The sequence below is a fragment of the Deferrisoma sp. genome (assembly GCF_054681715.1).
Genome location: NZ_BAAHFQ010000010.1, coordinates 15,363 through 41,904 on the forward strand (window position 1 = coordinate 15,363; position 26,542 = coordinate 41,904).

The window sequence follows — 26,542 nt, forward strand, 5'->3', positions numbered from 1 at the left end:
CGAGGCCTCAGACCTCGGCCACGGTGGCCACGACCACGGGGCGGCGGTTGCCCCGGCGGCGGAAGTGGCGCCGGAGGGCCAGGGTGAAGAGGGCCTCCCAGTCGGAGGCCGAGGGGGCGTTGGGGGCTTCCGTTCGCACCAGGGCCTCGAGGGCGGCCTCGGCCTCCCGGGCCTCTTCGCCGGAGCGTTCCTGGGGCACCACGCCCCGGAGTTCCACCAGGGGGCCCCACACGATGGCGCCGGCCGGGTCCACCGCGGCCACCACGAGGGCGAGGCCGGCGCGGCCCAGGCGCCGGCGGTCGGCGAGGGCTGCGTCGCCCTCCCCGGCCTCGGCCCCGGCCTCCACGTAGCACCGGCCCGTGGGCACCGTGCCCTCGGGCCGGATCCCCCCGTCGTCCAGCACGATCACCTGCCCGTTCTCGGCGCGGAAGGCCCGGTCGGGGCCGTAGCCCATCTCGCGCATCACGTCGGTCAGCGCCTGGAGGTGCCGCAGTTCGCCGTGGACCGGCAGCACGCACCGGGGCCGGGTGAGCTCCACCATGCGCCGGGCGTCGGCCGCCGAGGCGTGGCCCGACACGTGGATCTCGGAGACCTCCTCGTAGTGCACCCGGGCCCCGAGCCGGATGCACCGGTCGATCAGGCGGTAGATCTCGCGCTCGTTCCCCGGGATCAGGCGCGACGACAGGAACACGTGGTCCCCGGGCACGATCCGGTGGTGGGGTTCGAGCCCCCGGGTCACCCGCCACAGGGCGCTTCCGGGCTCGGCCTGGCTCCCGGTGAGGATCACGGTCAGGGCGTCCCGGGGGAACCCCCGGGCCCGGGGCTCGGGCACCAGGTCCCCCGGGGCGGGCTTGAGGTGGCCGAGGCTCCGGGCGATGCGGGCCGTGCGGACCATGGCCCGGCCGAGGAGGGTGACCCGCCGCCCGGCGGCCCGGCTCGCCTCGATCACCTGCTGCACCCGGTGGACGTTGCTGGCGAACGTGGCCACCCAGGCCCTTCCCTCGACGCGCGGAAGGAGGTCCCGGAACGCCTGGCCCACGAGTCGCTCGGAGGGGGTCGGGCCGGGGCGGTGGGCGTTGGTGCTGTCGCAACACAGAAGGTCCACCCCGGCCTCGCCCCAGCGGGCGAGGGCGGCTTCGTCGGTGGGCAGGCCGTCCACCGGGGTGGGGTCGAACTTGAAATCCCCGGTGTGCACGATGCGCCGGCCCGCCACCTCGATGCCCAGGGCGCAGGCCCCGGCCGTGGAGTGGGTGATCCGGATGAACTCCACCCGAAACGGCCCGGCCTCCACCACGGCGCCGGGGGCCACCGACTGTAGAAGGCTCGTGGCCGTGGGGGTGCGCTCGGCCAGGCGCTCCCGCAGGAGCCCCAGGGTCATGGCCGTGCCGTACACCGGCACCCGGTGCCGGGCCAGGAGGTGGGGCAGCCCGCCGATGTGGTCCTCGTGACCGTGGGTCACCACCACGGCCCGGAGCCGCCCCGGGGTGTCGAGGTAGGAGAGGTCCGGAACCAGGTAGTCCACCCCGGGATGGTGGTCCTGGGCGAACAGGAGGCCGCAGTCCACGAGGAGCCGTTCCCCTCCCGCCTCCACCACCAGGCAGTTGAGCCCGATCTCCCCGAGGCCCCCGAGGGGCACGAGCCGCACGGCGGTCACGCGGCCTCCAGCCGGGCGGCCATGGCCTCCCGCAGCCGGCCGGCCTCGGCCCGGCGCGCCTCGGGGGTGTCGATCCGCCCGATCCGGTAAGGTTCCAGGACCTCGATCTCCACGGTGCCCGGCCGGACCGTCCACGAACCCTTCGGGCACAGATCGGCCGTGTTCCGAAGCACCAGGGGCACCACCGGGGCCCCGCTCGCGGCTGCCAGGTGCACGAACCCCAGCTTGAAGGGCAGGAGCCGCCCATCGCGGCTCCGGGTACCCTCGGGGAACAGGATCACGGGCTCCCCTTCCCGGACGCGGCGGGCCGCCTCGTCCACGCTGGCCCGGGCCTTCTCGGAATCGCCCCGGTCCACCGGGATGTACCCCAGGGCCGCCATGGCCCGGCCGAACACCGGGATCCGGAAGAGCTCCCGCTTGGCGAGCCAGAGCACGTTGTGGGGGAGCACGTCCCCCAGGGCCAGGATGTCGAGGTTCGACTGGTGGTTGGCCACGAACACCGCCCCGGCCGGGGGGAGCCGCTCGGGGTGGATCACCCGGACCTCCACGCCGGCGACGCGAAGCAGGAGCCGGCACCACAGGGGGGCGAGGTGGCGGCACCACCGCCGCCTGCGGTCGGTGTACCCCGCCACCACGGCCGCCGACCCGAGGACCAGGGTCAGCAGGGCGATGACGAGGGGGAACAGGATCGGGCGAAGTCGATCGGTCATGGTGGCTCCGGCCGGGCAGCGGGGCGGCCTCGAATCGGGCGCCGCGGACCCGGGTGGGGGGTCGTGGCCTCCGGCGTTGGGGGGCGAGCGCCGCCCCCTATACGCTTTTCCCTTGCGTCGGGTCAACGCCTCGGGTATAAGACCGGGCCCCGCTCGCCCCGGACCCTAGGCCCCGGGGCGGGGAAGGCTCTTGACACAAGACCCACGTTCGCATAGTCTTCCGGCTTTCGTCCGGAGCAGGAATCGTTTTCGGGAGGCCATCCCAATGAAGAGCTACATGGCAACCCCCCAGACCGCCGAGCGCGAGTGGTTCGTGGTGGACGCCGAGGGCCAGACCCTGGGGCGGCTCGCGAGCCGCATCGCCACCGTGCTGCGGGGCAAGCACAAGCCCACCTACACGCCCCACGTGGACACGGGGGATTTCGTGATCGTGGTGAACGCCGAGAAGGTGCGCCTTACGGGCAACAAGCTCGACCAGAAGATGTACTGGCGCCACTCGGGGTACCCGGGCGGGATCAAGGGCCGCACGGCCCGCCAGATGTTGGAGCGCAAGCCGGAGGAGGTGCTCCGGCACGCGGTGAAGGGGATGCTTCCCAAAAACATCCTAGGGCGGGACATGCTTCGCAAGCTCAAGATCTACGCCGGCCCGGAGCACCCCCACCAGGCGCAGCAGCCCAGGCCGTTGGAGCTTTAGGAGACAACCCATGGCACAGCAGATGACCCACGCCACCGGAAAGCGGAAAACGGCCATCGCCCGGGTGTACCTGACTCCCGGGGAGGGGCAGGTGATCATCAACCGCAAGCGCACCCTGGAGGACTACTTCCCCCGGGAGGCCCACCGGCGGGCCGTGTTGGCCCCGTTGGCGCTCACCGAGCGCCTGGGCAAGTACAACGTGAAGGTGACCGTGCGGGGCGGCGGGCCCACGGGCCAGGCCGAGGCGGTGCGCCACGGCATCGCGCGGGCCCTGGTGGAGGAGGATCCGGACCTGCGGCCGCTGCTGAAGCGAGCGGGGTTGCTGACCCGGGACGCCCGGATCGTGGAGCGCAAGAAGTACGGCCACCACAAGGCGCGGAAGAGCCCGCAGTACTCCAAGCGATAAGTCCGCTTCGCAGCCCACCCCCAAAAGGGACCCCAACGGCCGGGGTCCCTTTTGTCGTTTCGGGGCCCGCCCTTCCGCACGCCGGCCGGCCGGGCTATCATGCCGCCCGTGGGCGGGCGGCCGGGGAGGCCCCGGGCCCCCAACCCCGATTCGGCCGGGGGCATACGAATCCGGGATTCCTAACGGGGCTTGGCCGTCTCGCTTTCCGAGGAACTTCGGTCCGTGGTCGCCGGTCTCGCGGTCTTCCGTCCCGTGGTCCAGACGGCGGCGGCTCACTGTGCGGCCGAGGCGGAAGGTATTGTTTTTGCGAACAGGCCGCCCCGCGCGCGGCCTACGGGAGTTCTCGGCTTTCCAGCACAGCACCGCCAAGTAGGAGAGGACCATGGCCGGGTTCCGGAGCGGGTGGGTTGCGGCGCTCTTCTTTCTCACGGCCGGCTGCGCCGTGATCCGGGTGCCGGTGGCGCCCGAACCCCGGGTGGAGGAGGTCACCGTGATGGGGGAAGGGGCCGACAAGGTTCTCCTCCTGGACGTGTCCGGGGTTCTGTCGTTTCGCCGGCCCTGGGCCCCGCCGGGGTTTCCCCGGCCCCCGGCGCTGCCGGCCCGGGTGAGGGCGGACCTCGACCGCGCCCGTAGGGATCCGGCGATCCGGGCCGTGGTGGTGCGGATCGACTCCCCCGGCGGCACGGTGACCGCGAGCGACGTGATCCACCACGAGATCCGGGCGTTTCGGGAGGAGCGCCGGGTTCCGGTGGTGGCCGCGATCGTGGAGAAGGGGCTCTCGGGGGGGTACTACGCGGCGCTCGCCGCCGACGAGATCGTGGCCTTCCCGACGGCGCTGGTGGGGAGCGTGGGGGTGTTCGTGGCCAAGTTCGACGCCTCGGGGCTCCTGGGGAAGCTCGGGGTGCGAAGCGAGCTTCGGAAATCGGGGGCCCAGAAGGACATCCTGAGCCCGCTCCGGCCGCTGACGCCCGCGGAGCGGAAGACGCTGGACGAGATCGTGGCGGACCTCTCCGGCCGGTTCCACGAGGTGCTCCGCACCGCCCGGCCCCAGGTGGCCGAAGAGGACTGGGACCGGGTGGCCTCGGCCGCGCCGTTTACCGCGTCGAAGGCCCTGGAGCTCCGGCTTGTGGACCGGGTGGGATACCTGGAGGACGCCTTCCAGGCGGCCCTGGCCCGGGCGGGGCTGGAACGGGCCCGGCTCGTGACCTACCGGACCGGCGGGGGGGCGACGCCGCCCACCCCCTACGGGTTCTCCCCGTGGGGCCTGCCGGCCGCCGCCACGCCCCTGGCCCTGGACCCGGCCTGGATCGAGGAGTTCCTGGAAACACAGGTGGGGTATTAGGTCGGCTGGGCGGCTGGGCGGCCAAGAACCTTCGGGGTTCGGGCGTGGGCGCCCGTGCCAGGTGCCAGGGATCAGAGGACAGAGGACAGGGGGTTTCTGACACCTGTCCGCCGAATCCTGATTCCCGATACGGGCGCCGGCGCCAGGATCCCCAAAGATTTTCGCGTCCCAGCGTCCGCGCCTCCCAGCGTCCCAGCGGAGATTCCATGGAGACGAACATGACCGAGTTTCGCGTCTGCCCGTCCTGCGGCTACGGCCGCGGGTTTCACGTGTACCTGCGACCCGAGGGGGAGGGCTCGATGCGCGTTGGGCTCATCTGCCCGAGCTGCGGGGCCTCCTTCGACCTGGGCTGGGTGGTCCAGGGCCGGTTGCCCGAGGAGGCGACCGCCGGGCCGGTGTTCCCGGACCGGGGGTAGGGCATGGACCTTTCGGGCCTCAACGACCGCCAGCGCGAGGCGGTGCTCCACGGGGAGGGGCCGCTCCTCGTGCTGGCCGGGGCCGGGTCGGGCAAGACCCGGGTCATCACCTACCGGATCGGCCACCTCATCGAGCGCGGGGTGGCTCCCGAGCGGATTCTCGCCCTTTCGTTCACCAATAAGGCCGCGCGGGAGGTGGCCGAGCGGGTGCGGGGGCTCGTGGGCCGGACCCGCGCCGAGGGGCTCACGGTGAGCACCTTCCACGCCCTGGGGCTCCAGATCCTGCGGGCCGAGGTGAAACGGCTCGGGTGGGGCGGGACCCTGAGCCTCCACACCGAGTCGGACCAGCGGGCCCTCGTGCGCCAGGTGGTGCGGGACCAGGGGCTCAAGATCGATCCCGGAGAGGTGCAGGCCTTCATCAGCTACTGGAAGAACCAGGGGATCGGCCCCGACGGGGTGCCGGTGGGCGGGGCCGAGAGCCAGGCCCTGCGGCGGGCCTACCGGACGTACCAGGACCTCCTGCGGGCCCAGCGGGCCGTGGACTTCGACGACCTTCTGCTCCTGCCGCTCGAGATCTTCCGCGGCCACGACGACGCGCGGCTCTACTGGCAGGAGCGGTTCCACTACATCCTGGTGGACGAGTACCAGGACACGAACCCGGTGCAGTTCGAGCTCCTGCGGGTGCTGGCGGCCCGCCGGCCGAACCTCACGGTGGTGGGGGACGACGACCAGGCGATCTACGGCTGGCGGGGGGCCAAGGTGGAGCTCATCCTGCGGTTCGAGGAGCATTTCCCGGGGGCCCGGGTGGTGCTCCTGGAGGAGAACTACCGCAGCACCGCCACCGTGCTCGACGCGGCCCACGCCGTGGTGGCCCGGATCCCCGGCCGCCGGCCCAAGAAGCTCTGGACCCGCGCCGGGCCGGGCCGGCCCCTGGGCTGGATCGAGGCGGCCGACGGCGCCGACGAGGCCGAGCAGGTGGCCTCGGTCATCCTGGCCGAGCGGTTCCGCCGGCGCCGGCCGTGGTCGGACTTCGCCGTGCTCTACCGCACCAACGCCCAGTCCCGGCCCTTCGAGGAGGTGTTCCGGTCCCACGGCATCCCCCACCGGGTGGTGGGGGGCACCCGGTTCTACGACCGCAAGGAGGTCCGGGACCTCCTCGCCTACCTCAAGGCCGTGGTGAACCCCCGGGACGAGGCGAGCCTGGTCCGGATCGCCAACGTGCCCAAACGGGGCCTGGGGCCCCGCACCCTCCTCCTTCTTCAGGAGCGGGCGCGCCAGACGGGCCGCACCCTTCGCCAGGTGCTCCGGGAGGGCGAGGGGCTCACCGGGCACGCCCGAGCCGGGGCCCGGGCCCTCACCGAGATCCTCGACCGGTTCGGCCGGCGGTTCCGGGAGGAGGGCCTCACGGCGTCCGGGCTCCGGGACCTGATCGACGAGGCCGGGCTCCGGGCCGAGGTGGAGGCCACGTACCGGTCGCCCAAAGTGGTGGCCCGGCGCATGGAGATCCTGGACGAACTCGCAGCCTCGGTGGAGGACGCCCCCAAGACCGGGGGCCGGGTGGACCCGCTGGCGTTCATCGAGCGGCTCAGCCTCGACCCCCCCTCGGACGAGGACGAGGGGGGCGACGAGGTGACCCTCATGACGCTCCACGGCGCCAAGGGGCTCGAGTTCCCGGTGGTGTTCCTGGCCGGGATGGAGGAGGGGCTCCTGCCCCACCGGCGGGACCCCGAGGCGCCGCTCGCCGAGCTCGACGAGGAGCGGCGGTTGTGCTACGTGGGCATGACCCGGGCCCGGGAGGAGCTCTACCTGTGCCACGCCCGAGCCCGGCGGCGCCAGGGGGTGCTCCGGCCGAGCCGGCCCAGCCGGTTCCTGGCCGAGATCCCGGCGGTGCTCACCGAGGACCGGGGCCCCCCGCCCGACGAGGCCGAAGAAAAGGAGATGGCCCGGAACTTCTTTTCGGGGATCCGGGCGATGCTGGAGTGAGGGAGACCGCCGCGGTGCTTTCAGGTCGCGCGGGATGGCGGGCGGGCCTCGTGCAGATGGCGATCGCCGAGGCCGAACCGGACCGGAACCTCCAGAGGGCCCTGGACCTGACCGCCGGGGCCGAGGCCGAGCTTTTCGTGCTGCCGGAGCTCTTCTCCACCGGGTACGCCCTGGAGCGGGCCCGGGAGTTGGCCGCCGCCGGGCCCAGGACCCTCGAGGCCCTGGCCCGGGCCGCCCGGGGGCGCGGCGTGGGGTGGGCCGGGAGCCTCCTTCATCCCTGGCAGGGCGGGGTGGCGAACGCCGCCTTCTTCGTGGAGCCCGACGGCCAAATCCACGCCCTCTACCCCAAGGTCCACCGGTTCCGGTTGATGGACGAGCACCGCCACCTTGCGGCCGGGAGCGGGCCCCGGGTGTGGGACACCTCCCTGGGCCGCATCGCGGTGGCGGTGTGCTACGACCTGCGGTTCCCCGTGTTCTGCCGGCGGCTCGCCCTGGCCGGGGCCCAGGCCCTGGTGGTGCCGGCCGAGTGGCCCCACCCCCGCACCCCCCACTGGGAGCTCCTGCTGCGGGCCCGGGCCGTGGAGAACGCCTGGTGGGTGCTGGGCGTGAACCGGGTGGGCCCGGGCCGGGGGGTCGTGTTCGAGGGCGCGAGCCAGGCGGTGGATCCCTGGGGCGAGGTGGCAGTTCACCTCGGGGGCGACGAGGGCGTGGCGGTGGTGGAGGTGGACCCCCGCCGGAACGGGGAGGCCCGCTCCCGGATCCCGGTGTTCGAGGACCGGGTGCCGGGTTGGGACGACCCGGCGCCGGTCAGCGGGTCCGGCGAAGCTCCCGCATGAGGGCCTCGCAGAACCGCGGCAGGTCGTCCGGGACCCGGGAGGTCACGAACGGCCGGTCCACCACGCAGGGGGCGTCTTCGTAGAGGGCGCCGGCGGCCTTGAGGTCGTCGCGGATCCCCACGTAGCAGGTCATCCGCCGGCCCTTGACCACCCCGGCCGACAGGAGAACCTGGGGCCCGTGGCAGATGGCGGCCACGGGTTTCCCCTCCCGCACGAAGGCCCGCACGAGCTCCAGCGCCTCCTCGGCCAGCCGGACCCGTTCGGGGCTCTTGCCGCCGGGGATCACGAGCCCCCGGAACTCCTCGCTGCGGCAGCCCCCGTAGGCCCGCTCGGCCTCCACCTCGTAGCCCATCTTCCCCCGGATCCGGCCGGGCCGGCCCGAGGCCACGACCGGCGCGTAGCCCTCCTCCCGGAGCCGGTACAGGGGAACCAGGAGCTCCAAGTCCTCAAACCCGTTTTCCGCCAGGATCAGCACGGCCATTTCGGCTTCCCTCCCGTCGGTGTGGAAGTTTCACGCGAGTGTAACGCGCCGTGGGGATCCGGCAAGGCCGCGAGGGTCAAGTTCTTCTTGACACGCTGTTTGTGGTCCGATAGCGTTCGGTCGAACGGCCGGTCGGTAGAGAAAGGGGTCACCATGGCGGGACGCAGGCGGCTCAAGCCGGATCTCCGGCGGCAGCAGATCCTCGAGGCGGCGGTCCGGATCTTCTACGAGCAGGGGTACGAGGCGGCCAGCCTGCGCGACCTCGCCGACCGCGTGGGCATCAACAAGGCCACCGTGTACCACTACTTCGAGAGCAAAGAGGACATCCTCTACCACATCGTGGACCGGGTGGGGGGGGAGCTCCTCGAAGGCGTGCGCGAGGCCTTCCAGGAAGGGGGGCCCCCGCTGGAGGTCCTGGAACGGATGATCCGGTTTCAGATCGGGCATATGGAAAACCACGTCGAGGAGATCAAGGTCCTGGTGGAGGAGAAAAAGAGCCTCCGGCCCGACCTGTACAAACACGTGCGCCGCACCGAGGCCGAGATCCTGAGGCTCTACAAGGAGGTGCTGGAGCGGTGTGTGCGGGCCGGAAAGGTGCGGCCGGTCCACATCACCACGGCGGCGTTCGGGATCCTGGGTCAGATCAACTGGCTCTACCACTGGTACAAGCCCGGCGGGCCGCTCACGATCGGCCAGTTGGCGGACGAGGTGGTGGGCCAGCTGTTCCTGGGGCTTTTGCCCCGGGAGTAGGTGCGCGTTCGGTTTCGTTGGAGGGAGGTAGAGGTCGCATGAAGATCGGGATCGTCGGCGCGGGGGTTCTCGGGTCGATTTTCGGGAGCCTCCTGAGCCAGAAGGGGTTCGACGTCACCCTGGTCGAGGTGCTCGAGGAACGGGTGCGCCTGATCCAGAAGGAGGGCCTGTGGATCCAGATGCCCGACGGCAGCCGGGTCCACACCCGGGTGCGGATCACCTCGAACCCGGCCGAGGCCGGGGTGCAGGACGTCGTGATGGTGTGCGTGAAGGGCTATCACACCGCCTCGGCCATCCGGGGGGCCATGCCCATGGTGGGCCCCGACACCCTGGTCCTTTCCGTCCAGAACGGCCTGGGGAACCTGGAGGTCCTGGCCGAGGCCGTGGGACCCGAGCGGGTGATCGGGGGCATCACGGCCCATTCGGGCATGCCCGTCGGCATGAACGAGGTGCGCTACGTGGGGGGGCTCGGGCCCCTTCTGGTCATCGGGCCCTTCGACGGGGTGCGGCGGCCCGGGTTCGAGCGCCTCGTGGCCGAGCTCAAGCGGGCCGGGCTCGACGTCCACGACGTCGACGATATCAACCCGGTGATCTGGAAAAAGCTCATCGCCAACGTGGCCACCAACTGCGTGGCCGCCCTCACGGGGCTCCGGGGGGCCGAGGCGGTGAAGCACGAGCCCACGGTGCGGATGATCCGGGCCCTGGCCGACGAGCTCGCCCAGGTCGCCCGGGCCAAGGGCATCGACTTCCCGGAGCTCGAAAACCCCGGGGACTTCGCCCTGAAGGCCTTCGAGAGCACCAAGGACAACAAGGTCTCCATGCTCCAGGACGTGGAGGCCGGCCGGCCCACCGAGATCGGGAACCTGAACGAGGTGATCGTGCGGGAGGGGGAGCGGCTGGGGATCCCCACGCCGTACAACCAGGCCGTGAGCTGGCTGGTGCGGGGCGTGGAGGAGCGAAACCGGCTCCGGATGGAGCGGATGGAGTCCGAGGGGGCGGCGCGCAAGGGGTAGCGGGGTGCGGCTCGAGGTGGAGTGCTACGCGGGAACCCGCGCGGACGAGCGGCCGGTCCGGTTTCGGATCGGCCGCCGTTGTGTCGAGGTAACCGAGATCCTCGACCGCTGGCTCGGGGAGGATCACCGGTACTTCAAGGTGCGCGGCGACGACGGGGCCACCTACATCCTGCGCCTCGACCTCGAGGCCGACCGCTGGGATCTCACCTGGTTTGACCGGTCCCGTTGACGGACCCCGATCGCGGGGGTAGGTTGCCCTTCGCCTCCGGGGGGCGCGGGGAGGCGGGTATGGGGCCGGAACCCGGGGCGGAACAGCGCATCCTCGACAGCCTGGGGTGGGGCGTTCTGGTGGTGGGCCGTTGGAGCCGGGTGATCCACGCCTTCAACCGCCGGATGGAGGAGCTCTCCGGCATCCCCCGGGCCGAGGCGGTGGGACGGCCCGTGGCCGAGGTGTTCGGCCACCTCAAGGGGCTCGATTTCGAGGCCCTGGACGCCGAGATCCGGGCCACCGGCGGGTTTGAGGCCCGGGCGGTGCGGCTGGAGCGGCCGGGGGGCGAGGTGGTGTACCGGCACCTGCGGGGCGACGTGCTCGAGGGGGGCGCCGGCGGCGAGCCGGCCGTGATCGTGAGCGTCCAGGACGTGACCGAGCGGGAGTTCCTGCGGTGGTCCCTCACCCGGTACCTCTCCCGGGAGGTCGTGGACCTGGTGCTCGGCCGGGGCCGGGAAGGCCCCATCGAGGGCCGGGAGGTGGACGCGGCCGTGCTGGTGGCCGACATGCGGGGGTTCACGGGCGCGGCCGAGGGCCTCACCCCCCAGGAGCTCTTCGACACCCTGAACGCCTACCTGGGGCCCATGGTGGAGGTGGTGGCCGCCCGGCGGGGCATGATCGACAAGTTCGTGGGCGACGGGTTCATGGCCGTGTTCGGCCTGGAGGCGGGCGCGGGGGACGAGGTGGCCGAGGCCCTCCGGGCGGCCCTGGATCTGCGGGACCGGGTGGCGGCCGTGACCCGGGAGCGGGGCCCCAAGGGGCTCCCCACCCTGGGGCTCGGCTACGCGGTGCACTGGGGCCCGGCCGTGGCCGGCACCGTGGGCGGGGACCTGCGGATGGAGTACACCCTGGTGGGCGACACGGTGAACGTGGCCCACCGGGTGCAGGAGATGGCCGGCCCCGGGGAGATCCTGGTCACCCGGCCCGCGGCCCGGGCCGCCGGCGACGGGTTCCGATGGGGCGAGCCCCGGTGGGTGCGGGTGCGGGGCCGCAAGGCCCCGGTGAAGATCGCGCCGCTGCTGGGGGAAGGGGGAGCGTAAGGGAGCGGGCGGCCCCGGGGTGTGGCATGGAGTTCCGCAACGGGGCAGAAAACTTCTTCCGCGCCGGGGAGGAGCCTCCGGGCACGCGCCAGGCATGGTTCGCGGCGGCGGGGCCTGTGTCGGCGAAAGGCTGGGGGCCGCAGGCCGGGGCTCGAAATGTGGCACCATACTTGCATGGCCTGAGGCCCAGGGGCAGCGGGGGGCCGGGTGCGAGACGGCGGAGGTCCACAACAGAAGGGGGCAAGGAGGACGGGGATGCTGAGGAGGAGCCTTCGGATCATCGGCGCGGTGGCGGTGGCGTTTTGGGGGTTGGGGGCGGGATCGGCAGGTGCGGCGACCATCTTGTACAACTGGGTGCTGAACGTGGATGGAACCACGGCGGAAGGGGCGTTTGGAGATCCGCTTCCCCCGGGGGTGGATGCCGGCGCGTTCGATTTCTCCACGGGTTTCGGGACGCTGGTGGTCACGGTGTCGGGAACCGGCCCCCATCACGTGGGGCTCCATCTCGACCATGACATCGATACTGATTTTTCCGACGAGACGGGAACCGCGGTCGGAACCCCGGATGCGGGACAGTCCTGGGAGATCGACGAGCCGGGGTTCGGCTCGGACGGGGGGATGGGATCGTACGTTGGGGACATCTATTATTTCAATATTTACGCCGCAACATTGGACAACTCGGCGTTCTACGACGGGTTCTCCGGGGAATCCCTGTCCGATTACGAGGATCCGATCGTGGACGACGTGTCCCTGGCCCTGGCGTGGGACTTCGGCCTGGGGTTGGACCAGTAAGCCATCGTGCGGTTCGACGTGAGCGATACCCCGCCCGCGGGCGGGTTCTATCTCGTCCAGGACGATCCAGTTGCGAATACGACGCTCTACTTCTCCAGCAGTCTCCAGGTGGTGCCCGAGCCGGGCACCCTGCTCCTGGTGGGAAGCGGCCTGGCCGGTCTCGCCGGGTGGAGGCGGCGCAGGGCGCGGGGGTAACCCGGCCGCCGAGCACGAGACGGTCCGAACTTGAGAACTGGGGCGCACGTGGGGCGCCCCAGTTCTCGTTGGGCCAGGAGACACGGAGGCCGGCCCCCCACTGCGGTCGGAACCTCCCGGGTGGGAACCTCGAGTGGGAATTTTGTTTCCGTTCTTGGATAGAAAATGTCACACGTTTCCCCGAACGGCCCCGGCAGGCGGGCTGTCGCAGGAGTTGCACCGCGCGTTGGTTCAATAATACCAGCGGGTTGAGAGATGCCCTGTCGAGGGGCGGCATAGGTTTTGCTTAAGGACTAGTTTAGAAAAAGTCCGGTTTCCCCGCCCACCGAAAGCGAGGTGTCGTTTCCGCGAACCGTTTGTCGTTTGGAACGGGAGGGGGCGGGTGGACCGGGGGGCGCGAAGTTCAGTCCTCTACAACGAAGCCCACCATACCCAAGACCACCACGTGGCGAGCACACGGAGGCGCTCGGGTCCCGTGGAAAGGACGGGCCGTGACCCGCCGCGACCGCGCCTCCTCGTCGCTCTATTCTCTTTTTCGAAAGAGCCCCCATACCGGTCCCCCCCCACGAGGGGGGGCCCCGCCCGGGGCGCGTTGGTTTTGCCCCGCTCCGTTCCCACGATTCCCCTCTCTCCTTGAACCCCCACCCCGGTTCCCCACTCGGTTTCTGGTGCGAACACGGCTCCGGATCCCCGAGGAAAAACACACCACGTTTGGTCTGGAGGCAGGGTCATGAAGCCGGACGGTTCCTGTTTTCGGCAGCGGACGATCCCTCGGTTGGCGCGGTGGGCCCTCGGCCTGTGGCTGTGCGTGGGCGCGGCGCCGGTCTGGGCGGGCGTCCCCCATCTGGTCTACGGCACGGTTTCCTACGGCGGCGGAGGCAGCCCGGCCCCGGGGGCTTTGGAGGTGTACGGATACCGGCCCGGCCTGCCCACCGAGCTCCTGGACCACACGTCTCCGGGAAGCGGGTATGACGTGCTGGGAGGACAGGGGTGGCTCTGGGTGGAGGCCGGGAACTACCCGACGCCCTGGAGCCCGGGCGATGGGCTTCGCATCGTCGTTGTGGACCCGAGCCTTCCCGGAGCCGCGTCGGTGGACGTGACGCTGGACACACGGGGGGCGCAGCAGTTCGCCGCCCTGACGCTGGCTCCGGGAGACCACGCGGGCCCCGTGGTGTACAACGTGCTGGCCGACGGGGCCTCCCCCGGAACCTTCACCGAGGGGACGGCCTCGTTCACGTTGACCGCTACGGTGTCCGACGCGATCGCGGGGGGAAGCCCCCTGCAGGGGGCCGAGTATTTTGTGGGCCCGGATCCGGGTGAAGGGCTGGGTACTTCCATGGGCCCGAAGGACGGCGCGTTCGACGCCGTGCAGGAGGATGTGGTGGCCACGGTCGCCAGCGGGACGTGGGCCGCGGGAGACCACACCGTGTACGTGCGCGGCCGGGACGCGGCCGGCAACTGGGGCACCGTTCATGCCGTGGTGGTCACGGTCACGGCGGGAGGTGGCTGGGCCCAGGGAGACATCGACCACGACGGCGACGTGGATCGTTACGACCTCCGTTTCATCATGCTGGCGCGCAACCAGCCCGCCACGGGCCCGGACGACGAACGGGACCTCGACGGGGACGGGCTCATCACGGTGTACGACGCGCGGATCTTGATGCGCCTGTGTTCTCGCCCGAAGTGCGCCACCGAGTAGGCGGCCGGGATTGACTCGTTTTTGGCGTGGAGATGAGGGGATGTCCGGGAAAAAGGTGCTCGAACTCGTCCAGACCTTGTGCAGGGCCGCCGGGTTGGCGGTGGTGGGGTTGTTGGCGCTCGCAGCCGGCGTTTCCTCGGCCGCGGACATGACCTTCCCCCTCGTCCGCGGCCTGAACGGGATCACGTTGCCGTACGAGGGCACGGGCATCGCGGATGCGGAAGGGCTCTGCCAGGCCGTCCCGGACTGCGTGAGCGTCTGGCGGTGGGACGGGCCCGCCCAGGGGTTTGTGCGTCACGCCCGGGGATCGGGCTCCAACAACTTTCCCGTGATGGCGGGCTACCCGTATTTCGTGGAGGTGAGCCAGGACACCTCGTGGACGGTATCGGGCACTGCGCCTGCCTATGTGCCGTTTGCGCTGGAGGTGACCGCCGGTACCGATGTGAACGCGGTGGGCATGCCCGTGAACCGCAGGCTGCACCTGACCGATGCCGAGGCCCTTTGCAACGACATCCCCAACTGCGAGGCGGTCTGGAAATGGGACGCGACCACCCAGGGCTTCTCGGGCCACCCGAAGGGCACCCCGTTCAATAACTTCCAGGTGAAGCCAGGACACGCCTACCTGGTGAGCGTGACGGCTCCTGGCACCTGGCCAGTGGACGCGGTGGACCCGACCGTCGCGATCCAGTCGCCCCTGGACGGGGCGTTTCTTACCACGACGAAGCCTTTGCTCTCCGTGCAGTTCCAGGACGCGGACTCCGGGATCGATCCGTCGAGCCTCAAGATCACCTTGGATGGCTCGGATATCACCGCCGCGTTCACGGTCACCGCCACGGGGGCGTCGTACCAGCCGACCTCGGATCTCGCCGTTGGGGCCCACGAACTGTCGGTGAGCGTGTCGGACCACGCCGGGAACACGGCCACGGCCACCGCGAACTTCCAGATCGGGGTGCTACGGGCCCTGCCTTCAGCCAACCCCACGTCCGGGCCCGCTCCGTTGCAGGTGCGGTTTACGTCCCGGGGGGAGGACCCCTTCGGGACGATCGTGTGGTACCGGTGGGACTTCGACGGAGACGGGCGGTACGATCGCAGCGACACGGTGGCCGCGGACGTCACCTACACGTACCGCACGCCGGGGACGTACCAGGCCGTTCTGCGCGTTGAGAGCAGCACCGGAGACACCGCCACGGCCACGGTGACGATCACGGTGGAGAACAACCCGCCCACGGCCACGGCGGACGTGGTGCCGTCCAACGGCGCGGTGCCGCTGACCGTGCAGCTCCTCGGATCGGGGAGCGACCCGGACGGCAGTATCGTCCTGTACGAGTGGGACTACGAGGGGGACGGCACCTTCGACTACTCGTCCACCACCAGCGGCAACACGTCTCACACCTACGACACGCCGGGGGAGTACCAGGCCGTGTTCCGGGTCACGGACAACTCGGGCCAGAGCGCCACCGCCGTGGCCGCGGCCACGGTGGTGCGCGCCGGGCCGCCCGGGTCGCCCACGGCCACCGCCTCGGCCAGCCCCACCCGGGGCACCGCCCCCCTGACCGTGACGTTCACCGCCTCTGCCACCGACCCGGACGGGGACGTGACCCTTTACGAATGGGATTTCGATGGCGACGGCACCTACGATTGGTCATCGTCGTCGGCCGGGTCCACCACGTTCACCTACACCGCGGCAGGAACCCACGTGGCGACCCTGCGGGTCACGGACTCCACAGGGCTCACGGGGATCGACCAGGTGCTGATCACGGTGGACATCCAGACGAGCCTGTCCGTGGCGGAGAACACCGTGGGTTTTTTCGACGAGGTGGCCCTCACCGCCACCGCGAGCAGCAGTTACAGCAGTTACTACGGCCCCTCGCAGGCCGTGGACGGGAACAGTTCCACTGCCTGGTGGGCTCCATATAACCCCCCCACCGGGACCTGGATCGAGGTCGCCCTTTCCGTGCCGAGGGTCGTGACCGCGTACACGGTCGAGTGGAATTCAGCGAACTACCGTATGTCCCAGGCGACCCTGGAGCTGTTCGATCCGGACGGGAACCTGCTCTACGAGGAGGAGGTGACGTTCCCATACCAGCAAACCCACCAGGTGGTTCTGCCCGCCGTCCAGAACGTGAGACGCATCCGGCTCACCTCGATCGCCCACGCATCTGTCTGGCTCTCCATCACGGAGATCTCGGTGGAGAACAGCCCCATGCCGGGCCAGGAGAACGAGCCCGTGGGCACCGATATTGTGACCACGATCAGCGCCGACACAACCGTGACGGTGTTGATTCGGGATGCGGCGGGCAACGTGGTCCGCACCCTGGTGGACAACGAGTTTCGCCAAAAGGGGACCTACCGCGACTACTGGGACACCCGGGGCGACGGGGGCGTTCCCGTGAACGACGGCCTGTATTACGCGATTCTCCGGTACGTGGTGGACGGCCAACCCCGGGAGCTCGATCTGACCCACACCACCGGGGGCCAGCGGTCCAGTTTCCCCACCGGAGGCGGGTGTAACCGCAGGGACACGATCGCGCGGTCGTTCTCCCCTTACGACGACCAACTCCTGCCCATCACGTTTCGCCTCTGCGAGGCCAGCGAGGTCACCGTGTTCGTCGGGCCCCTGTGGAGCGGGGGATCAGCGGCCCGGATCCGGACCATCGTCAACCGCATGCCTTTCCCCAAGGGCGAGCACACGGTGTACTGGGACGGACTCGACGACCAGAACAACATCGCCCACCCGCCGCCGGGGGACAGCCTGATTCTGGGAATGTGGCGGTACACGCTGCCCGACAACGCCATGTACATGACGGGTGGGAGACCGCAGATCCTCGCCCTCTCCAGCGATCCCAACTACTACAACCCCTTAAGTAAGAGCTGTGTCCAGCACGGGGATGCGGTGAAAGTGGCCTACACCGTGTCGGAGCCGGTGGTTCAAGTGACCCTTCAAGTCATCGACCTCGCAACGAAGAGCCTTGTCCGCACGGTGGTGCAGGGCGCCGTGGACGCCGGGGACCACGTGATCGCCTGGGACGGCAAGAACAACCAGGGGAAGTACGTGGATGCCGGCGACTACCAGGTACTGGTGACCGCGCGCGACGCAGAGGGCAACGAATCGATGCTGAAGTACGTGAACCTCATTCGTGTGTACAACTGACCCGCAACACAGAGGTGGCGTCCGATGGAACGCGAAGAGCTTTTCAGGCGTATCGCCAGGTTGTTGGTGTGGGCGCTTCTGCTGGCCCCGCTCGCAGGTCCGGGGGCGGCGCAGGCCTACAACAAGCCGTGGGACCAGGGGCACGACAGCACGAATCCCGAGGATCCGGACGATCCCCCGAACCCTCCGGACCCGCCCAACAACCCCCATGGGGGCACGGGATCGCCCCTGTTTGTGCGGTCGGGGAACTTCATCAAACGGTTCATCGACCTGAGCATGCAGGCGTGTGGCATGCCGATGAAGATCACCCGCGTTTACAACAGCTTCGACAAACGCGACGGTCTGCTCGGGTTTGGGTGGACCCTCACCTACTCCATGCGGGTCCTGGACGTGCAGAGCCCGGACGGAAGCACCCATGCCCTGGTGCTCATGCCCAACGGCCAGAGGTACCGCTTCACGCCCAACGGCGACGGCACCTACACCAGTCCGCCGGGCACCATTTTCACCTTGTGGAAAACGGCCACCGGCTACGCCATGGACGACAACATCCGACTCACCTATACGTTCGACACGGAGGGGTACCTGACGAAGATGGCCGACCGCAGCGGCAACGAGGTCTCCTTTTTCTATCGCAATTTTGCGGGGTGCATCGAGCGGATCGAGGACCGCACGGGGCGGGCGTTCCGGTTCGTCTACGGTCCAAACGGCAAGATCCAGAGCATCACGGATCCCAACGGAAATACGGTGGCCTACGAGTACGATACCGACGGCAACCTGGTGAGCGTGACGGACCCGGAGGGCGGCATCACCACGTACACCTACGATGGACACCACAACCTCACCTCGATCGTGAACGGCGAGGGGGAGACGATTTTGCAGGTCTCGTACGAATCCGTCGAACCCTACCGGGTGACCCAGTACCGGGAGGCGGGGGAGACCTACACGATCCGGTACGTCACCGGAAACCGCACGGAAAAGACGGACAGCGCGGGTCGCACCTGGGTGTTCGAGTACATGGACAACGGGTTGATCACGCGTGTGACCACACCGCTCGGCACCGTGCTCGAGCACGGGTACGACGCTGCGTACAACTACGCGAGTTTCGCCGTGTTGTCCGGCGGGTTTGAGTACACCAGCCTCGGCTTTGGGTACGACGGGGCCCGCAACCTGACCTCGGTGACCAACGCGCTGGGCGAGCGGCATGAGCTGGCATACGACGGTCAGGGAAACGTGGTCCAGATCACGTCGCCGGACGGGCGGGCGGCCATGTTCGGGTACGCCGGCGCACAACTGGTGAGGGCGACCCGGCCGGACGGGGCGTTGCTGGAGGTGAGTTACTCCGCCGACGGTTATGTGCAGCGGATTTCCCGCGAAGGACAGTGGGTGGACTTCTCCCACGACTCGGCGTGCAACCTCACCCGGCTGGAGTCCCTCTCCGGGGAGTCCGTGGACCTGGAGTACGACACGGTGGGCAATGTCCTCGCCATCACCCAGCAGGGCATGCGCACGGAGTATGAGTACAACGGCAGGAATCAGATCTCCGCCGTCACCTGGCCGGACGGCACCCGTACCACGGTTGCGTACGACAGCGCGGGCAGGATCTCGAGCGTGATGTTCCCCGGAGGTGGCACGCTGGGTTACGGCTACGACAGCCAGAGTAACCGGTTGAACCGAATCACGCTGCCGGACGGCCGTGCGTTCCAGTACACCTTTTATCCGTTCGGGCGTCTCCAGTCCCAGACCCTGCCGGACGGGACCTCCCGTTCCTACTCGTACGACGACGATCTGCGTCTGACCTCGGTCGCACTGGGCGGGGGGAGGTCCGTGGGGTACAGCTACGACCCGGTGGGCAACGTCACCGGTGTCAGAGATAGCAAGGCGGGATCCTATGCTCTGACCTACGACGCGGCGGGGCGGCTCACGGGGATCTCCGGACCGGGGATCTCGTGGAGCTTCGGATACGACGCCGCGGGCCAGCGGGACCTTGCCCAGGATGGGGCGGGCAACCAGACGCGGTATTCATACGACTCGGTCGGCCGCCTTGCCTCGGTGCTGCTCCCCGATGGCTCGAACCGCACGTTGACCCCGCCGGTGCAAACGCTTCCCAGCAGCATCACGTTGAACGATGTCATCGGGCTGCACAACAGCGGGCAGATGGTCCGGCTGCTGTCATACGTGGCCCCTTACGTGCCGGACGGGCTCGTACGTAACGTCAGCTTCGACCTGCAGTTTCTCAGGCTCCAAGGGGGGGTGGACGAGAAGCTCTTGACGGGCTTTTCCCCTTACGAACTGCCGTGGCCCAGTAGCTTCTCGGTGCCGCAGTCCAGTTCGCTCATGGACTTCTTGAAGGTGTACGAGCGGATCGGTTTTGGCTGGTAACCGGAACAATCAATGTGGAGGCCGGAAGCCATGTGGAAAGTGAGATACGCAACAGCCGTTCTGGCGGTGTGGGCCGCCTTGGGGTTCCTGGGCGCCGGGGCCGCCCAGGCGGTGGAGTTGACGTATGGGCACACGGCCGGACTGGTTCTGGGGTACGAGCTCACCCTGGATGACGGTATCCAGGTGACAACGGCGGACCTGCGCAGGACGGTGACGGCAGCGGACGCCGACACAGTGACGGTGGTCACCGCCATGGGCAACGTACGGGTGGACCGGGGTGGCATTGTGACCGTGGTGTCGAGCGGGTTGGACGACGTGGCCCGCACCGTAATGGATCGGCATGGAACGTTGACTTCTGTGGAAGCTCTGGGGAATTTCGCCGGGACCGCTTCCGGCCTTGGCGTGGATCTGCGCAGAGACGTGTTTGCGTCGCTCGGGGTCTCGAGCTTTCCGGCTGGGGATTTGGCGGTGGGCAGCACCTGGACCAAGGACGCGGAAAAGGACGGGGCCACCGCGACCTTCACGTACCGCATCACCCAGCTGAACACCACGATCGGCACGTACACTACCGTGGCCGTGATCGAGATGTCCTCGGCGTTCACAATGACCCCCCAGGTCGACATCCCGTCCGCCAGGACCCACACTCTGGCTCGCCTGGACGTCACGGTGACCGGCAACATCTATTTCGACGTGAACACCGGAAGGGTGGTCAGGGTGGTGGAGACCGTGACCCAGGAGGGGATCCTGTTCCAGGTGGGGTATGGAGGGAAGGTGTCGATCCATCCCGTAGCCCGAACGGTGAATGCCACATTGGCGATCCAATAACAGGACGACGGTCGCATGAACGCTTCGGAAAGGCTGCGGCTACTCCTCAAGACGTACAGATGGCTTGTTCCGTATTGGGATAAACATCTGATTGTGTTTGTGTGCTCTGTTTGTCTCCTTTTCCTCCAGGTGGCTGCGCCTTATCTGTCGAAGCTCGTTATTGACCAAGCGATCGTCAAGGGCGATGCGGTGGTGTTCTTCCGGCTCCTCTGGGTCGGGCTCATCGTGTTCCTCGCCTCCATGTTGCTGGGAGGGCTTCAAAGTTACCTGTCCTTCTATACCAGCGTGCGGATCGGCTACGACGTTCGGTCCCACTATTTCGGGACGCTGGTTCGGAAGCCCCTGGGTTTTTTCGACGGCAAGAGCACGGGGGAGTTGCTGTTCCGGCTGAACGCGGATCCCTCTTCGGTGGTTGGGTTGGCGTCGGGGGGGATCCAGGGGTTGGTGCTGACGCTTCTCCAGGTGGGGTTCCTCCTCGTCATCTGCTTCCGGTGGGAGTGGCGGGCCACCGCCGTGGTGGTGGGGGTGGTTCCCGCGTTCTACCTGCTCAACGCTTGGTTCGGAAAGCTGCAGTACCGGATGGGGGATCGGGTGGCCCGGGCCTCCCAGCGCCTATCCGCCACGGTGCAGGATCACCTTTCCAACGTGAGGCTCCACAAATACTCCCGTACGGAGTCTGCAAGCCTACGCGCGTATTGTGGGGAGGCCGTGCGCCAGATCCGGGTGTTGGTGGAGAGCTTCCGCCTTGGTCTTTTGAGCTCCACGACACGGCAGGCGGGCAAGTACGGCCTGGCGCTGGGGATTGCGTCGTATCTGGGGGGGCGGGTGATGCACGGGGATCTGAGCCTGGGGAGCTTCGCCGCCCTGTCCGCCTACTTGCTGCACCTGTCCAAGGTTCTCCAGTCCCTTGGTTCGGCCTATGAAGGGGTAGCGTCCCAGTTCGCATACGTGGAGCGCTTTTTTGAGGTTGTGTCAACCGCCGCGGGGGAGGGCGATACCGTGCCGGCGGACGCACGGTTCCTGCCCAAGCCCGGTGCACCGCCCCTGGAGGTGAGAGACGTTCATTACGCGTACGCACGGAGCCGAGCTGTTCTGCGGGGCGCCACGTTCCGGGTGGGGCCCGGAGAGTGGGTGGCCATCGTGGGGGAGAGCGGCCAGGGGAAGAGCACATTGGTAAAGATGTTGCTCGGGTTGGAGACACCGGGTCGGGGGGAGGTCATGATTTGGGGCGTGCCGGCGGAGCGCTTGGACCCGTCCGTGTTTCGTAGGCACGTCGGTATCGTGCTTCAGGACCCGCTGGTGCTGAACGGAACCGTCGAGTGCAATGTTCGTTTTGGTGCTCCCTCCGTGCCCGCGGAGGTCGTGGAGGAGGCCATGGACGTGGCTGGAGTAAGGAGAATCGGCCGTGGGCCGGACGGCCGTGGCCGTGCGGAAGGTCAAGGAGTTGGGGAAGGCGGGGCCCTTTTGTCGCTCGGGGAGCGTCAGAGGATCGGAATCGCGCGGGCCCTGGCTCGCCGGCCTCGGCTTCTTATCGTCGACGAGGGGACGAATCAGTTGGAAGAGGGGGAAGAAGCTAGGATCCTTTCGGAAATCCGCCGCCGGTTCCCGGAGTGCGCGGTGCTGCTGCTTTCCTGCCGCCCGGGGATCGCCCGTTTCGCGCAGCGCGTGTACGTGTTGGCAGGGGGAAAGATGAGTGAAGTGATGGGAGGGGAAGGGGCTTTGGGGCCGGGCACATCGCTGGCTCAGGCGGTCGGAGGAGAACGATGAGTTTGAGCCAGAGATGGGACCGACGGATGTCCCGACTCGGGCGAAGCAGTTTGCTGGCGGCGCTGACTTTGGCAGGGGTCGTGGGTGTAAGCGCGGGCATGGTGTACAGCCTGTTGTCGGGGACAAGGGTGTTGAAAACCAGGCAGGTGGTTGGGTCCCTGATCCTGCGGGCTGAAGAGGGGCAGGTCGCTGTCATCCTCGTCCGGTCAGGAGGAACGGAGCTGGGGGAGGTTTTACGGCCCGGCGCTTGGATCCGGATCGAGCGGTGCGATGGGGGCGAAGGGGACGGAGTCTGTGACCGGATGGAAGGGGTTATCGCGGCCGTGGAACCGGACGCAACGGGAACGGGGCTGGAACGGGTAGCCGTCGCCATGGAAGCCCCGGAGAGCTCCCGTGGAGAAGGGCTCCATCGCCTGGGGCCGATCTCCCTTTCCTACCGGGGAGAGAGCCTGTGGGATGTGGTTCGGGATGAAGTTTTCTAGGTCGCGAGCTCGGTCGATTTTTTGGTGCGCGGTTTTGCTCCTCGCCGGGGCGGGAAGCCTGGCACCTGAGGTCGGCCATGCCCAGGAACCGGTGGCACGGACTCGTGGGGAGAGGGCCCGCCGCCTGCGGGCGTTGGGGGACAGATCGAGGGGTGTCCCCGAGTTGCTCCGCGCGCACACGGGGCAGGCGTATAGACAGGTCCTGGCGTACGCGGAGAAACGGCTGCTTGGGAAGTTGGAGGGGCCGCGGACGACAGTCTGGTACGATCCTCGTGAGGTTGGTCCGGAAGACCGGGAATGGGTGCTGACCCGGTGCGAATCCGCGTATCGGAAGATCTGCGCCCGACTGGACCTGTCGTCCGAAAGTTCCGTGTCGGTCTTCCTATACCCAAAGCGGATGGAACCCCTTCTGTGGAATGCGCTGCCCCTTTTGGGGCGGCTTAGGCCGGACGAGGTCCACGTCTATTTTGACAGCCCGTCGGATCACGGTCCCATCCTTCATGAAATGACGCACGTGCTGACCCGAAGTCTGGCAACGTTTGGAGGGAACGGCCCCCCGCCCGCCCTCCTCGTGGAGGGGCTTGCCGAATACGTCGTCGGGGCCCCGTGGGGGATTGATGTGGATGTGTGGAGTCGGGGAGTCGACCTCCTGGGCCGGCGGGTCGCGGTGACAACCCTGGCGGATTCGCAGGCGTTCCGGCGGGCGAACCCCGTGGTGGCTTATGAACTGGCGGGATCGTTCGTTCGTTTCCTCATTGAACGGTTTGGGCTGGAAGCGTTTAAGCGCCTCTACTCCCACCCGGACTTCCTCGAGGTCTACGGACAGCAGTTAGCTGTTTTAGAGGGCCGGTGGCTGGAGCGCCTTCGGGGCATAGAGCCTGCGGAACGCGAGATGGGGTGGATTCGGTATCGGACGCTTCTGGCGGATGCCTGGGACGCCCGGCGAGGGCCGGAAGAGTTCGCCTGGCTGGGTGTGGACGTTGCGGAGGACTCGTTGAAAGGTGTCCGCGTGGTGAGGGTGTGGCCCGAAAGCCCCGCGATGCGGGAGGGACTCCGCGCCGGGGACCGGATACTGGAGGTGGACGGAATGGCGGTTCCCAAGGGTGGCTCGTGGGTTCTGGCGACAGCCCTGTTGGCGAAGACTCCCGGGGACCAGATCGCTCTCGTGCTGGACCGGGGCACGGCGAAGGTTCACATGACCGTGCGGACCGATTCGGAAATGGCCCGGGGGGGAAGGATGGCGAAACGTGCGCACAACGACCATTGAGCAGTTCGTGGTGGACGTATTGCTCGGGGGGGACCCGGATGGCCGCCTAGCGTCCGAGGACGAGACCCGGGTTGCGGCGCAGAAGATTCGCTGCCGGTATGGGGTGGAGGTAGAGGATCTTCTGTGCTCAGGCCAGGAAACGTTGACCAGCGTACGTTTGGACCAAGTCATTCGGGAAGGGATTCGCAGGCGGATGCTGTCGCAGGTGGATGCGAAATCCGTTTTTGAGGGATTTGTCTTTCGCGGCCGATGCAAGCGGTTGGTGTCTCCGTTTGAGATTAACATCGACATCACGTTTCGCTGTAATCACCGTTGCATTTTTTGCTACGCGTCTGCAAAAGACTGCACACTGCCAGCTGATGATGAAATGCCGACCCAAGACGTGCTTGACATCATTGACCAGTTTGCAGAATTGGGGGGCGGGTTAGTGTTGTATGGGGGAGGAGAACCGTTTCTTCGTGAAGATTTCTTGGATATCCTGTCCCACACGAAGTCTCGCGGGCTTTGGACGTACATTATTTCGAACGGTTCGTTGATCACACCGGAGGTGGCACGCGAGTATGCCAAACTCTACGATCCCAGGTTCGACCGCATCCAGATCAGTTTGGATGGTTCCTGCCCTGAGATTCACGACCGTCAACGGGGGCACCGAGGTGCCTTCGAGCTCACAACGCAGGGCATTCGGAACCTTACGGCGACGGGCAAAATCCGCCCCATCATTAACACCGTGTTGACGAGGTTGAACTGGAGGGATGTGCCAAATCTATTGAATCTGGCCATTGAATACGGCGCTATGACGTATCGCTGTCTGAAGTTGCACAAGATTGGGAGGGGGCAATTGAGTGATAGATACGACCAGTTGGCTTTGAGCGCTGAAGAAGGGGAGATCGTTTTCCGCTTTTTGGAAAGGAAAAGAGAAGAATTGCTTGGGGTTATCGGGATCGCATCAGATAATGCGTGCGTGTTTCCGATGAGTGTTGGAGCGTTGAGGGCGCAAATAGAATACAGGCCGGGAGAGGAACCGGCGAGTTACTCTTGTGCAGCGGGAACCACGAAATTGGCGGTCTCCCCTTCCGGGAGCGTGGTCCCTTGCTCGTATTTTTACGACTACCCGGAGTTCATAGTGGGTTCGCTGAGAGAGATGTCGCTCAAAGAACTTTGGGAAGACGAGGCCCGGTGGGCGGCGTTTCGGGAACCGCTGGTTCCGGAAGGGAAATGCGCCCAGTGCGGGTATCTCCATGCGTGCAAGACCGGTTGCCGGATCATGTCCTATGTGGGGTCGGGGTCTTTTGGCAGTCCGGATATCGGTTGCACCTTCGAACCGAACGAGCAGAGACCCGTGTGCAGCGGAGCGTGACAGGACTGGAAGGTGGGAAGACGCAGGGTTCGACGTGGAATGTCTCCCTTGGATGGGAAGAAGGAGCACTGGCATGAGTGAACTGCGATTTCAGCGCCCCGAGGTCGAGCGGATCGATTTCTTGGGTTGCCCGTGTGCACCCTGCGGGGCGGCCGCCTGTGGAGGGGACGCCTGCGGGGGGGCGGCCTGCGGGGGGGCGGCGTGCGGGGGGGCTGCCTGCGGAGGGGCTGCGTGTGGGGCGGCCGGATGCGGGGCGGCCGGATGCGGGGCGGCCGGATGCGGGGGGGCGGCTTGCGGAGGGGCCGCGTGCGGAGGCGATGTGTGCGGGGCGGCCGCCTGCGGAGGGGCCGCCTGTGGAGGGAACGCGTGCGGGGCGGCCGCGTGCGGAGGGGCGGCCTGTGGGGCCAACGCGGGCAACGGGGCCTGCGGGGCCGATGCGTGCGGTATCAACTGTCCGATCGTTGATGCGTGCGCGGCAGACGCGTGCGCGATTGATCTCATCCCTATCGTTCCGGGCATCTCCGTTCCTGGTTCCTCCTCCGTGCCATACAGCTTTGATACGGGGCAGGAGCACGCGATCGTGTTTGGGGATCGACTCCAGGACACTTTTGCCGCCTTGGAGGAGTGGCTGGAGGATCAGGAGGTGTGAGCATGGGGGACCGAAACGCGGTGATCCACCACATGGTCTACGTCAAGAAGACCATGCCCGAGGTGCTGGTTCGGCGTGAGATCCTCGATGGGGTCCCGGTGGCGATTCTGTACGATGCGGTGCGCAAGGAAGCGTACCACCTGGCGGGGGAGGGGGGGCGGATCTGGGAACTGATGGATGGAAAGAGAACGACCCGGGAGATCGCGGCGGAACTTTGCCGGGAGTTTGGCATGGATGAAGCTGAGGCGGTCAGGGAGGTTGTTCGGTTCGTCTTGAAGATCGGGCGGTTGGATCTCATTCGGTATGCTTACGAAGACCGGCCGGAGAACTCAGGGGACGACGTCGGAGGCGAGGGTTCATGATGTGCAAACGGAAAACGGAACGTT

General features: G+C 67.9%; 23 protein-coding genes. 20 read left to right on the plus strand and 3 right to left on the minus strand.

Going from position 1 to position 26,542, the window contains the following annotated elements:
* Positions 1-7: 7 nt before the first annotated feature.
* Together ACY0I8_RS02910 and ACY0I8_RS02915 are read right to left on the minus strand one after the other, a co-directional pair.
* Positions 8-1,654 carry a ribonuclease J gene (locus tag ACY0I8_RS02910; protein ID WP_461393504.1) on the minus strand — a complete coding sequence of 549 codons (1,647 nt, stop codon included), beginning with the start codon at positions 1,652-1,654 and terminating at the stop codon, positions 8-10.
* Positions 1,651-2,364 carry a lysophospholipid acyltransferase family protein gene (locus tag ACY0I8_RS02915; protein WP_461393505.1) on the minus strand — a complete coding sequence of 238 codons (714 nt, stop codon included), beginning with the start codon at positions 2,362-2,364 and terminating at the stop codon, positions 1,651-1,653. The genes ACY0I8_RS02910 and ACY0I8_RS02915 overlap by 4 nt, the downstream gene beginning before the upstream one ends.
* A 265-nt stretch (positions 2,365-2,629) precedes the next feature.
* On the opposite strand from ACY0I8_RS02915, the gene rplM reads away from it, so the two are divergent.
* The 6 genes from rplM to ACY0I8_RS02945 all read left to right on the plus strand — a co-directional run bounded on the left by rplM (position 2,630) and on the right by ACY0I8_RS02945 (position 8,041).
* Complete coding sequence (gene rplM, locus ACY0I8_RS02920; protein ID WP_461393506.1) at positions 2,630-3,058, plus strand: 50S ribosomal protein L13; 429 nt, start codon at positions 2,630-2,632, stop codon at positions 3,056-3,058.
* Between the two features lie 10 nt (positions 3,059-3,068).
* On the plus strand, positions 3,069-3,464 hold the full coding sequence (gene rpsI / locus ACY0I8_RS02925) for a 30S ribosomal protein S9 (RefSeq protein ID WP_461393507.1): 396 nt from the start codon (positions 3,069-3,071) through the stop codon (positions 3,462-3,464).
* 382 nt (positions 3,465-3,846) lie between these two features.
* Positions 3,847-4,806 carry a signal peptide peptidase SppA gene (gene sppA, locus ACY0I8_RS02930; protein ID WP_461393508.1) on the plus strand — a complete coding sequence of 320 codons (960 nt, stop codon included), beginning with the start codon at positions 3,847-3,849 and terminating at the stop codon, positions 4,804-4,806.
* Between the two features lie 218 nt (positions 4,807-5,024).
* Positions 5,025-5,222, plus strand: coding sequence for a hypothetical protein (locus ACY0I8_RS02935; RefSeq protein WP_459941101.1), 198 nt, complete (start codon positions 5,025-5,027; stop codon positions 5,220-5,222).
* A gap of 3 nt (positions 5,223-5,225) precedes the next feature.
* A complete protein-coding gene (locus ACY0I8_RS02940; protein WP_461393509.1) occupies positions 5,226-7,205 on the plus strand; it encodes an ATP-dependent helicase in 1,980 nt (659 codons plus the stop codon).
* Between the two features lie 14 nt (positions 7,206-7,219).
* Complete coding sequence (locus tag ACY0I8_RS02945) at positions 7,220-8,041, plus strand: nitrilase-related carbon-nitrogen hydrolase (RefSeq protein WP_461393510.1); 822 nt, start codon at positions 7,220-7,222, stop codon at positions 8,039-8,041.
* Here ACY0I8_RS02945 and ACY0I8_RS02950 read toward each other — a convergent pair.
* Positions 8,013-8,522 (minus strand): type 1 glutamine amidotransferase domain-containing protein, encoded by a 510-nt coding sequence (locus tag ACY0I8_RS02950; protein WP_461393511.1) that lies wholly within the window; start codon positions 8,520-8,522, stop codon positions 8,013-8,015. The genes ACY0I8_RS02945 and ACY0I8_RS02950 overlap by 29 nt on opposite strands.
* 153 nt (positions 8,523-8,675) lie before the next feature.
* Here ACY0I8_RS02950 and ACY0I8_RS02955 point away from each other — a divergent pair, with 153 nt between their 5' ends.
* From ACY0I8_RS02955 to ACY0I8_RS03020, 14 genes are all read left to right on the plus strand, one after another.
* A complete protein-coding gene (locus ACY0I8_RS02955) occupies positions 8,676-9,272 on the plus strand; it encodes a TetR/AcrR family transcriptional regulator (RefSeq protein ID WP_459941105.1) in 597 nt (198 codons plus the stop codon).
* A 38-nt stretch (positions 9,273-9,310) separates the two neighbouring features.
* On the plus strand, positions 9,311-10,285 hold the full coding sequence (locus tag ACY0I8_RS02960; protein WP_459941106.1) for a ketopantoate reductase family protein: 975 nt from the start codon (positions 9,311-9,313) through the stop codon (positions 10,283-10,285).
* Positions 10,286-10,289: 4 nt separating this feature from the next.
* A complete protein-coding gene (locus ACY0I8_RS02965) occupies positions 10,290-10,514 on the plus strand; it encodes a hypothetical protein (RefSeq protein ID WP_461393512.1) in 225 nt (74 codons plus the stop codon).
* Between the two features lie 59 nt (positions 10,515-10,573).
* Complete coding sequence (locus ACY0I8_RS02970; RefSeq protein WP_461393513.1) at positions 10,574-11,593, plus strand: adenylate/guanylate cyclase domain-containing protein; 1,020 nt, start codon at positions 10,574-10,576, stop codon at positions 11,591-11,593.
* A gap of 255 nt (positions 11,594-11,848) precedes the next feature.
* Positions 11,849-12,385, plus strand: a complete 537-nt coding sequence (locus ACY0I8_RS02975) for a hypothetical protein (RefSeq protein ID WP_461393514.1) — start codon at positions 11,849-11,851, stop codon at positions 12,383-12,385.
* A 6-nt stretch (positions 12,386-12,391) separates the two neighbouring features.
* On the plus strand, positions 12,392-12,580 hold the full coding sequence (locus tag ACY0I8_RS02980; protein WP_461393515.1) for a PEP-CTERM sorting domain-containing protein: 189 nt from the start codon (positions 12,392-12,394) through the stop codon (positions 12,578-12,580).
* Between the two features lie 775 nt (positions 12,581-13,355).
* Complete coding sequence (locus tag ACY0I8_RS02985; RefSeq protein WP_461393516.1) at positions 13,356-14,279, plus strand: hypothetical protein; 924 nt, start codon at positions 13,356-13,358, stop codon at positions 14,277-14,279.
* A 40-nt stretch (positions 14,280-14,319) separates the two neighbouring features.
* Positions 14,320-17,430, plus strand: a complete 3,111-nt coding sequence (locus ACY0I8_RS02990; RefSeq protein ID WP_461393517.1) for a PKD domain-containing protein — start codon at positions 14,320-14,322, stop codon at positions 17,428-17,430.
* A 24-nt stretch (positions 17,431-17,454) separates the two neighbouring features.
* Complete coding sequence (locus ACY0I8_RS02995; RefSeq protein ID WP_461393518.1) at positions 17,455-19,809, plus strand: DUF6531 domain-containing protein; 2,355 nt, start codon at positions 17,455-17,457, stop codon at positions 19,807-19,809.
* Positions 19,810-19,848: 39 nt separating this feature from the next.
* The gene (locus tag ACY0I8_RS03000; protein ID WP_461393519.1) at positions 19,849-20,634 is read left to right on the plus strand and encodes a hypothetical protein; all 786 of its coding nucleotides are present in this window, start codon (positions 19,849-19,851) and stop codon (positions 20,632-20,634) included.
* A gap of 15 nt (positions 20,635-20,649) precedes the next feature.
* Positions 20,650-22,401 (plus strand): ABC transporter ATP-binding protein, encoded by a 1,752-nt coding sequence (locus ACY0I8_RS03005; protein ID WP_461393520.1) that lies wholly within the window; start codon positions 20,650-20,652, stop codon positions 22,399-22,401.
* 645 nt (positions 22,402-23,046) lie between these two features.
* Entirely contained in the window at positions 23,047-24,150 is a 1,104-nt protein-coding gene (locus ACY0I8_RS03010) for a PDZ domain-containing protein (RefSeq protein WP_461393521.1), read from the plus strand.
* Positions 24,131-25,507 (plus strand): radical SAM protein, encoded by a 1,377-nt coding sequence (locus ACY0I8_RS03015; RefSeq protein WP_461393522.1) that lies wholly within the window; start codon positions 24,131-24,133, stop codon positions 25,505-25,507. Before ACY0I8_RS03010 ends, ACY0I8_RS03015 begins: the two co-directional genes overlap by 20 nt.
* Positions 25,508-26,158: 651 nt before the next feature.
* Positions 26,159-26,518: a PqqD family protein gene (locus ACY0I8_RS03020; RefSeq protein ID WP_461393523.1), complete on the plus strand. Its 360-nt coding sequence runs from the start codon at positions 26,159-26,161 to the stop codon at positions 26,516-26,518.
* Positions 26,519-26,542: the final 24 nt, after the last annotated feature.

Bases quoted from the DNA above. Each gene is read 5' to 3' on its own strand.
- ACY0I8_RS02915 (WP_461393505.1), bottom strand. From the start codon at position 2,364: ATGACCGATCGACTTCGCCCGATCCTGTTCCCCCTCGTCATCGCCCTG.
- rplM (WP_461393506.1), top strand. From the start codon at position 2,630: ATGAAGAGCTACATGGCAACCCCCCAGACCGCCGAGCGCGAGTGGTTC.
- rpsI (WP_461393507.1), top strand. From the start codon at position 3,069: ATGGCACAGCAGATGACCCACGCCACCGGAAAGCGGAAAACGGCCATC.
- sppA (WP_461393508.1), top strand. From the start codon at position 3,847: ATGGCCGGGTTCCGGAGCGGGTGGGTTGCGGCGCTCTTCTTTCTCACG.
- ACY0I8_RS02935 (WP_459941101.1), top strand. From the start codon at position 5,025: ATGACCGAGTTTCGCGTCTGCCCGTCCTGCGGCTACGGCCGCGGGTTT.
- ACY0I8_RS02940 (WP_461393509.1), top strand. From the start codon at position 5,226: ATGGACCTTTCGGGCCTCAACGACCGCCAGCGCGAGGCGGTGCTCCAC.
- ACY0I8_RS02950 (WP_461393511.1), bottom strand. From the start codon at position 8,522: ATGGCCGTGCTGATCCTGGCGGAAAACGGGTTTGAGGACTTGGAGCTC.
- ACY0I8_RS02955 (WP_459941105.1), top strand. From the start codon at position 8,676: ATGGCGGGACGCAGGCGGCTCAAGCCGGATCTCCGGCGGCAGCAGATC.
- ACY0I8_RS02960 (WP_459941106.1), top strand. From the start codon at position 9,311: ATGAAGATCGGGATCGTCGGCGCGGGGGTTCTCGGGTCGATTTTCGGG.
- ACY0I8_RS02970 (WP_461393513.1), top strand. From the start codon at position 10,574: ATGGGGCCGGAACCCGGGGCGGAACAGCGCATCCTCGACAGCCTGGGG.
- ACY0I8_RS02975 (WP_461393514.1), top strand. From the start codon at position 11,849: ATGCTGAGGAGGAGCCTTCGGATCATCGGCGCGGTGGCGGTGGCGTTT.
- ACY0I8_RS02990 (WP_461393517.1), top strand. From the start codon at position 14,320: ATGTCCGGGAAAAAGGTGCTCGAACTCGTCCAGACCTTGTGCAGGGCC.
- ACY0I8_RS02995 (WP_461393518.1), top strand. From the start codon at position 17,455: ATGGAACGCGAAGAGCTTTTCAGGCGTATCGCCAGGTTGTTGGTGTGG.
- ACY0I8_RS03005 (WP_461393520.1), top strand. From the start codon at position 20,650: ATGAACGCTTCGGAAAGGCTGCGGCTACTCCTCAAGACGTACAGATGG.
- ACY0I8_RS03020 (WP_461393523.1), top strand. From the start codon at position 26,159: ATGGGGGACCGAAACGCGGTGATCCACCACATGGTCTACGTCAAGAAG.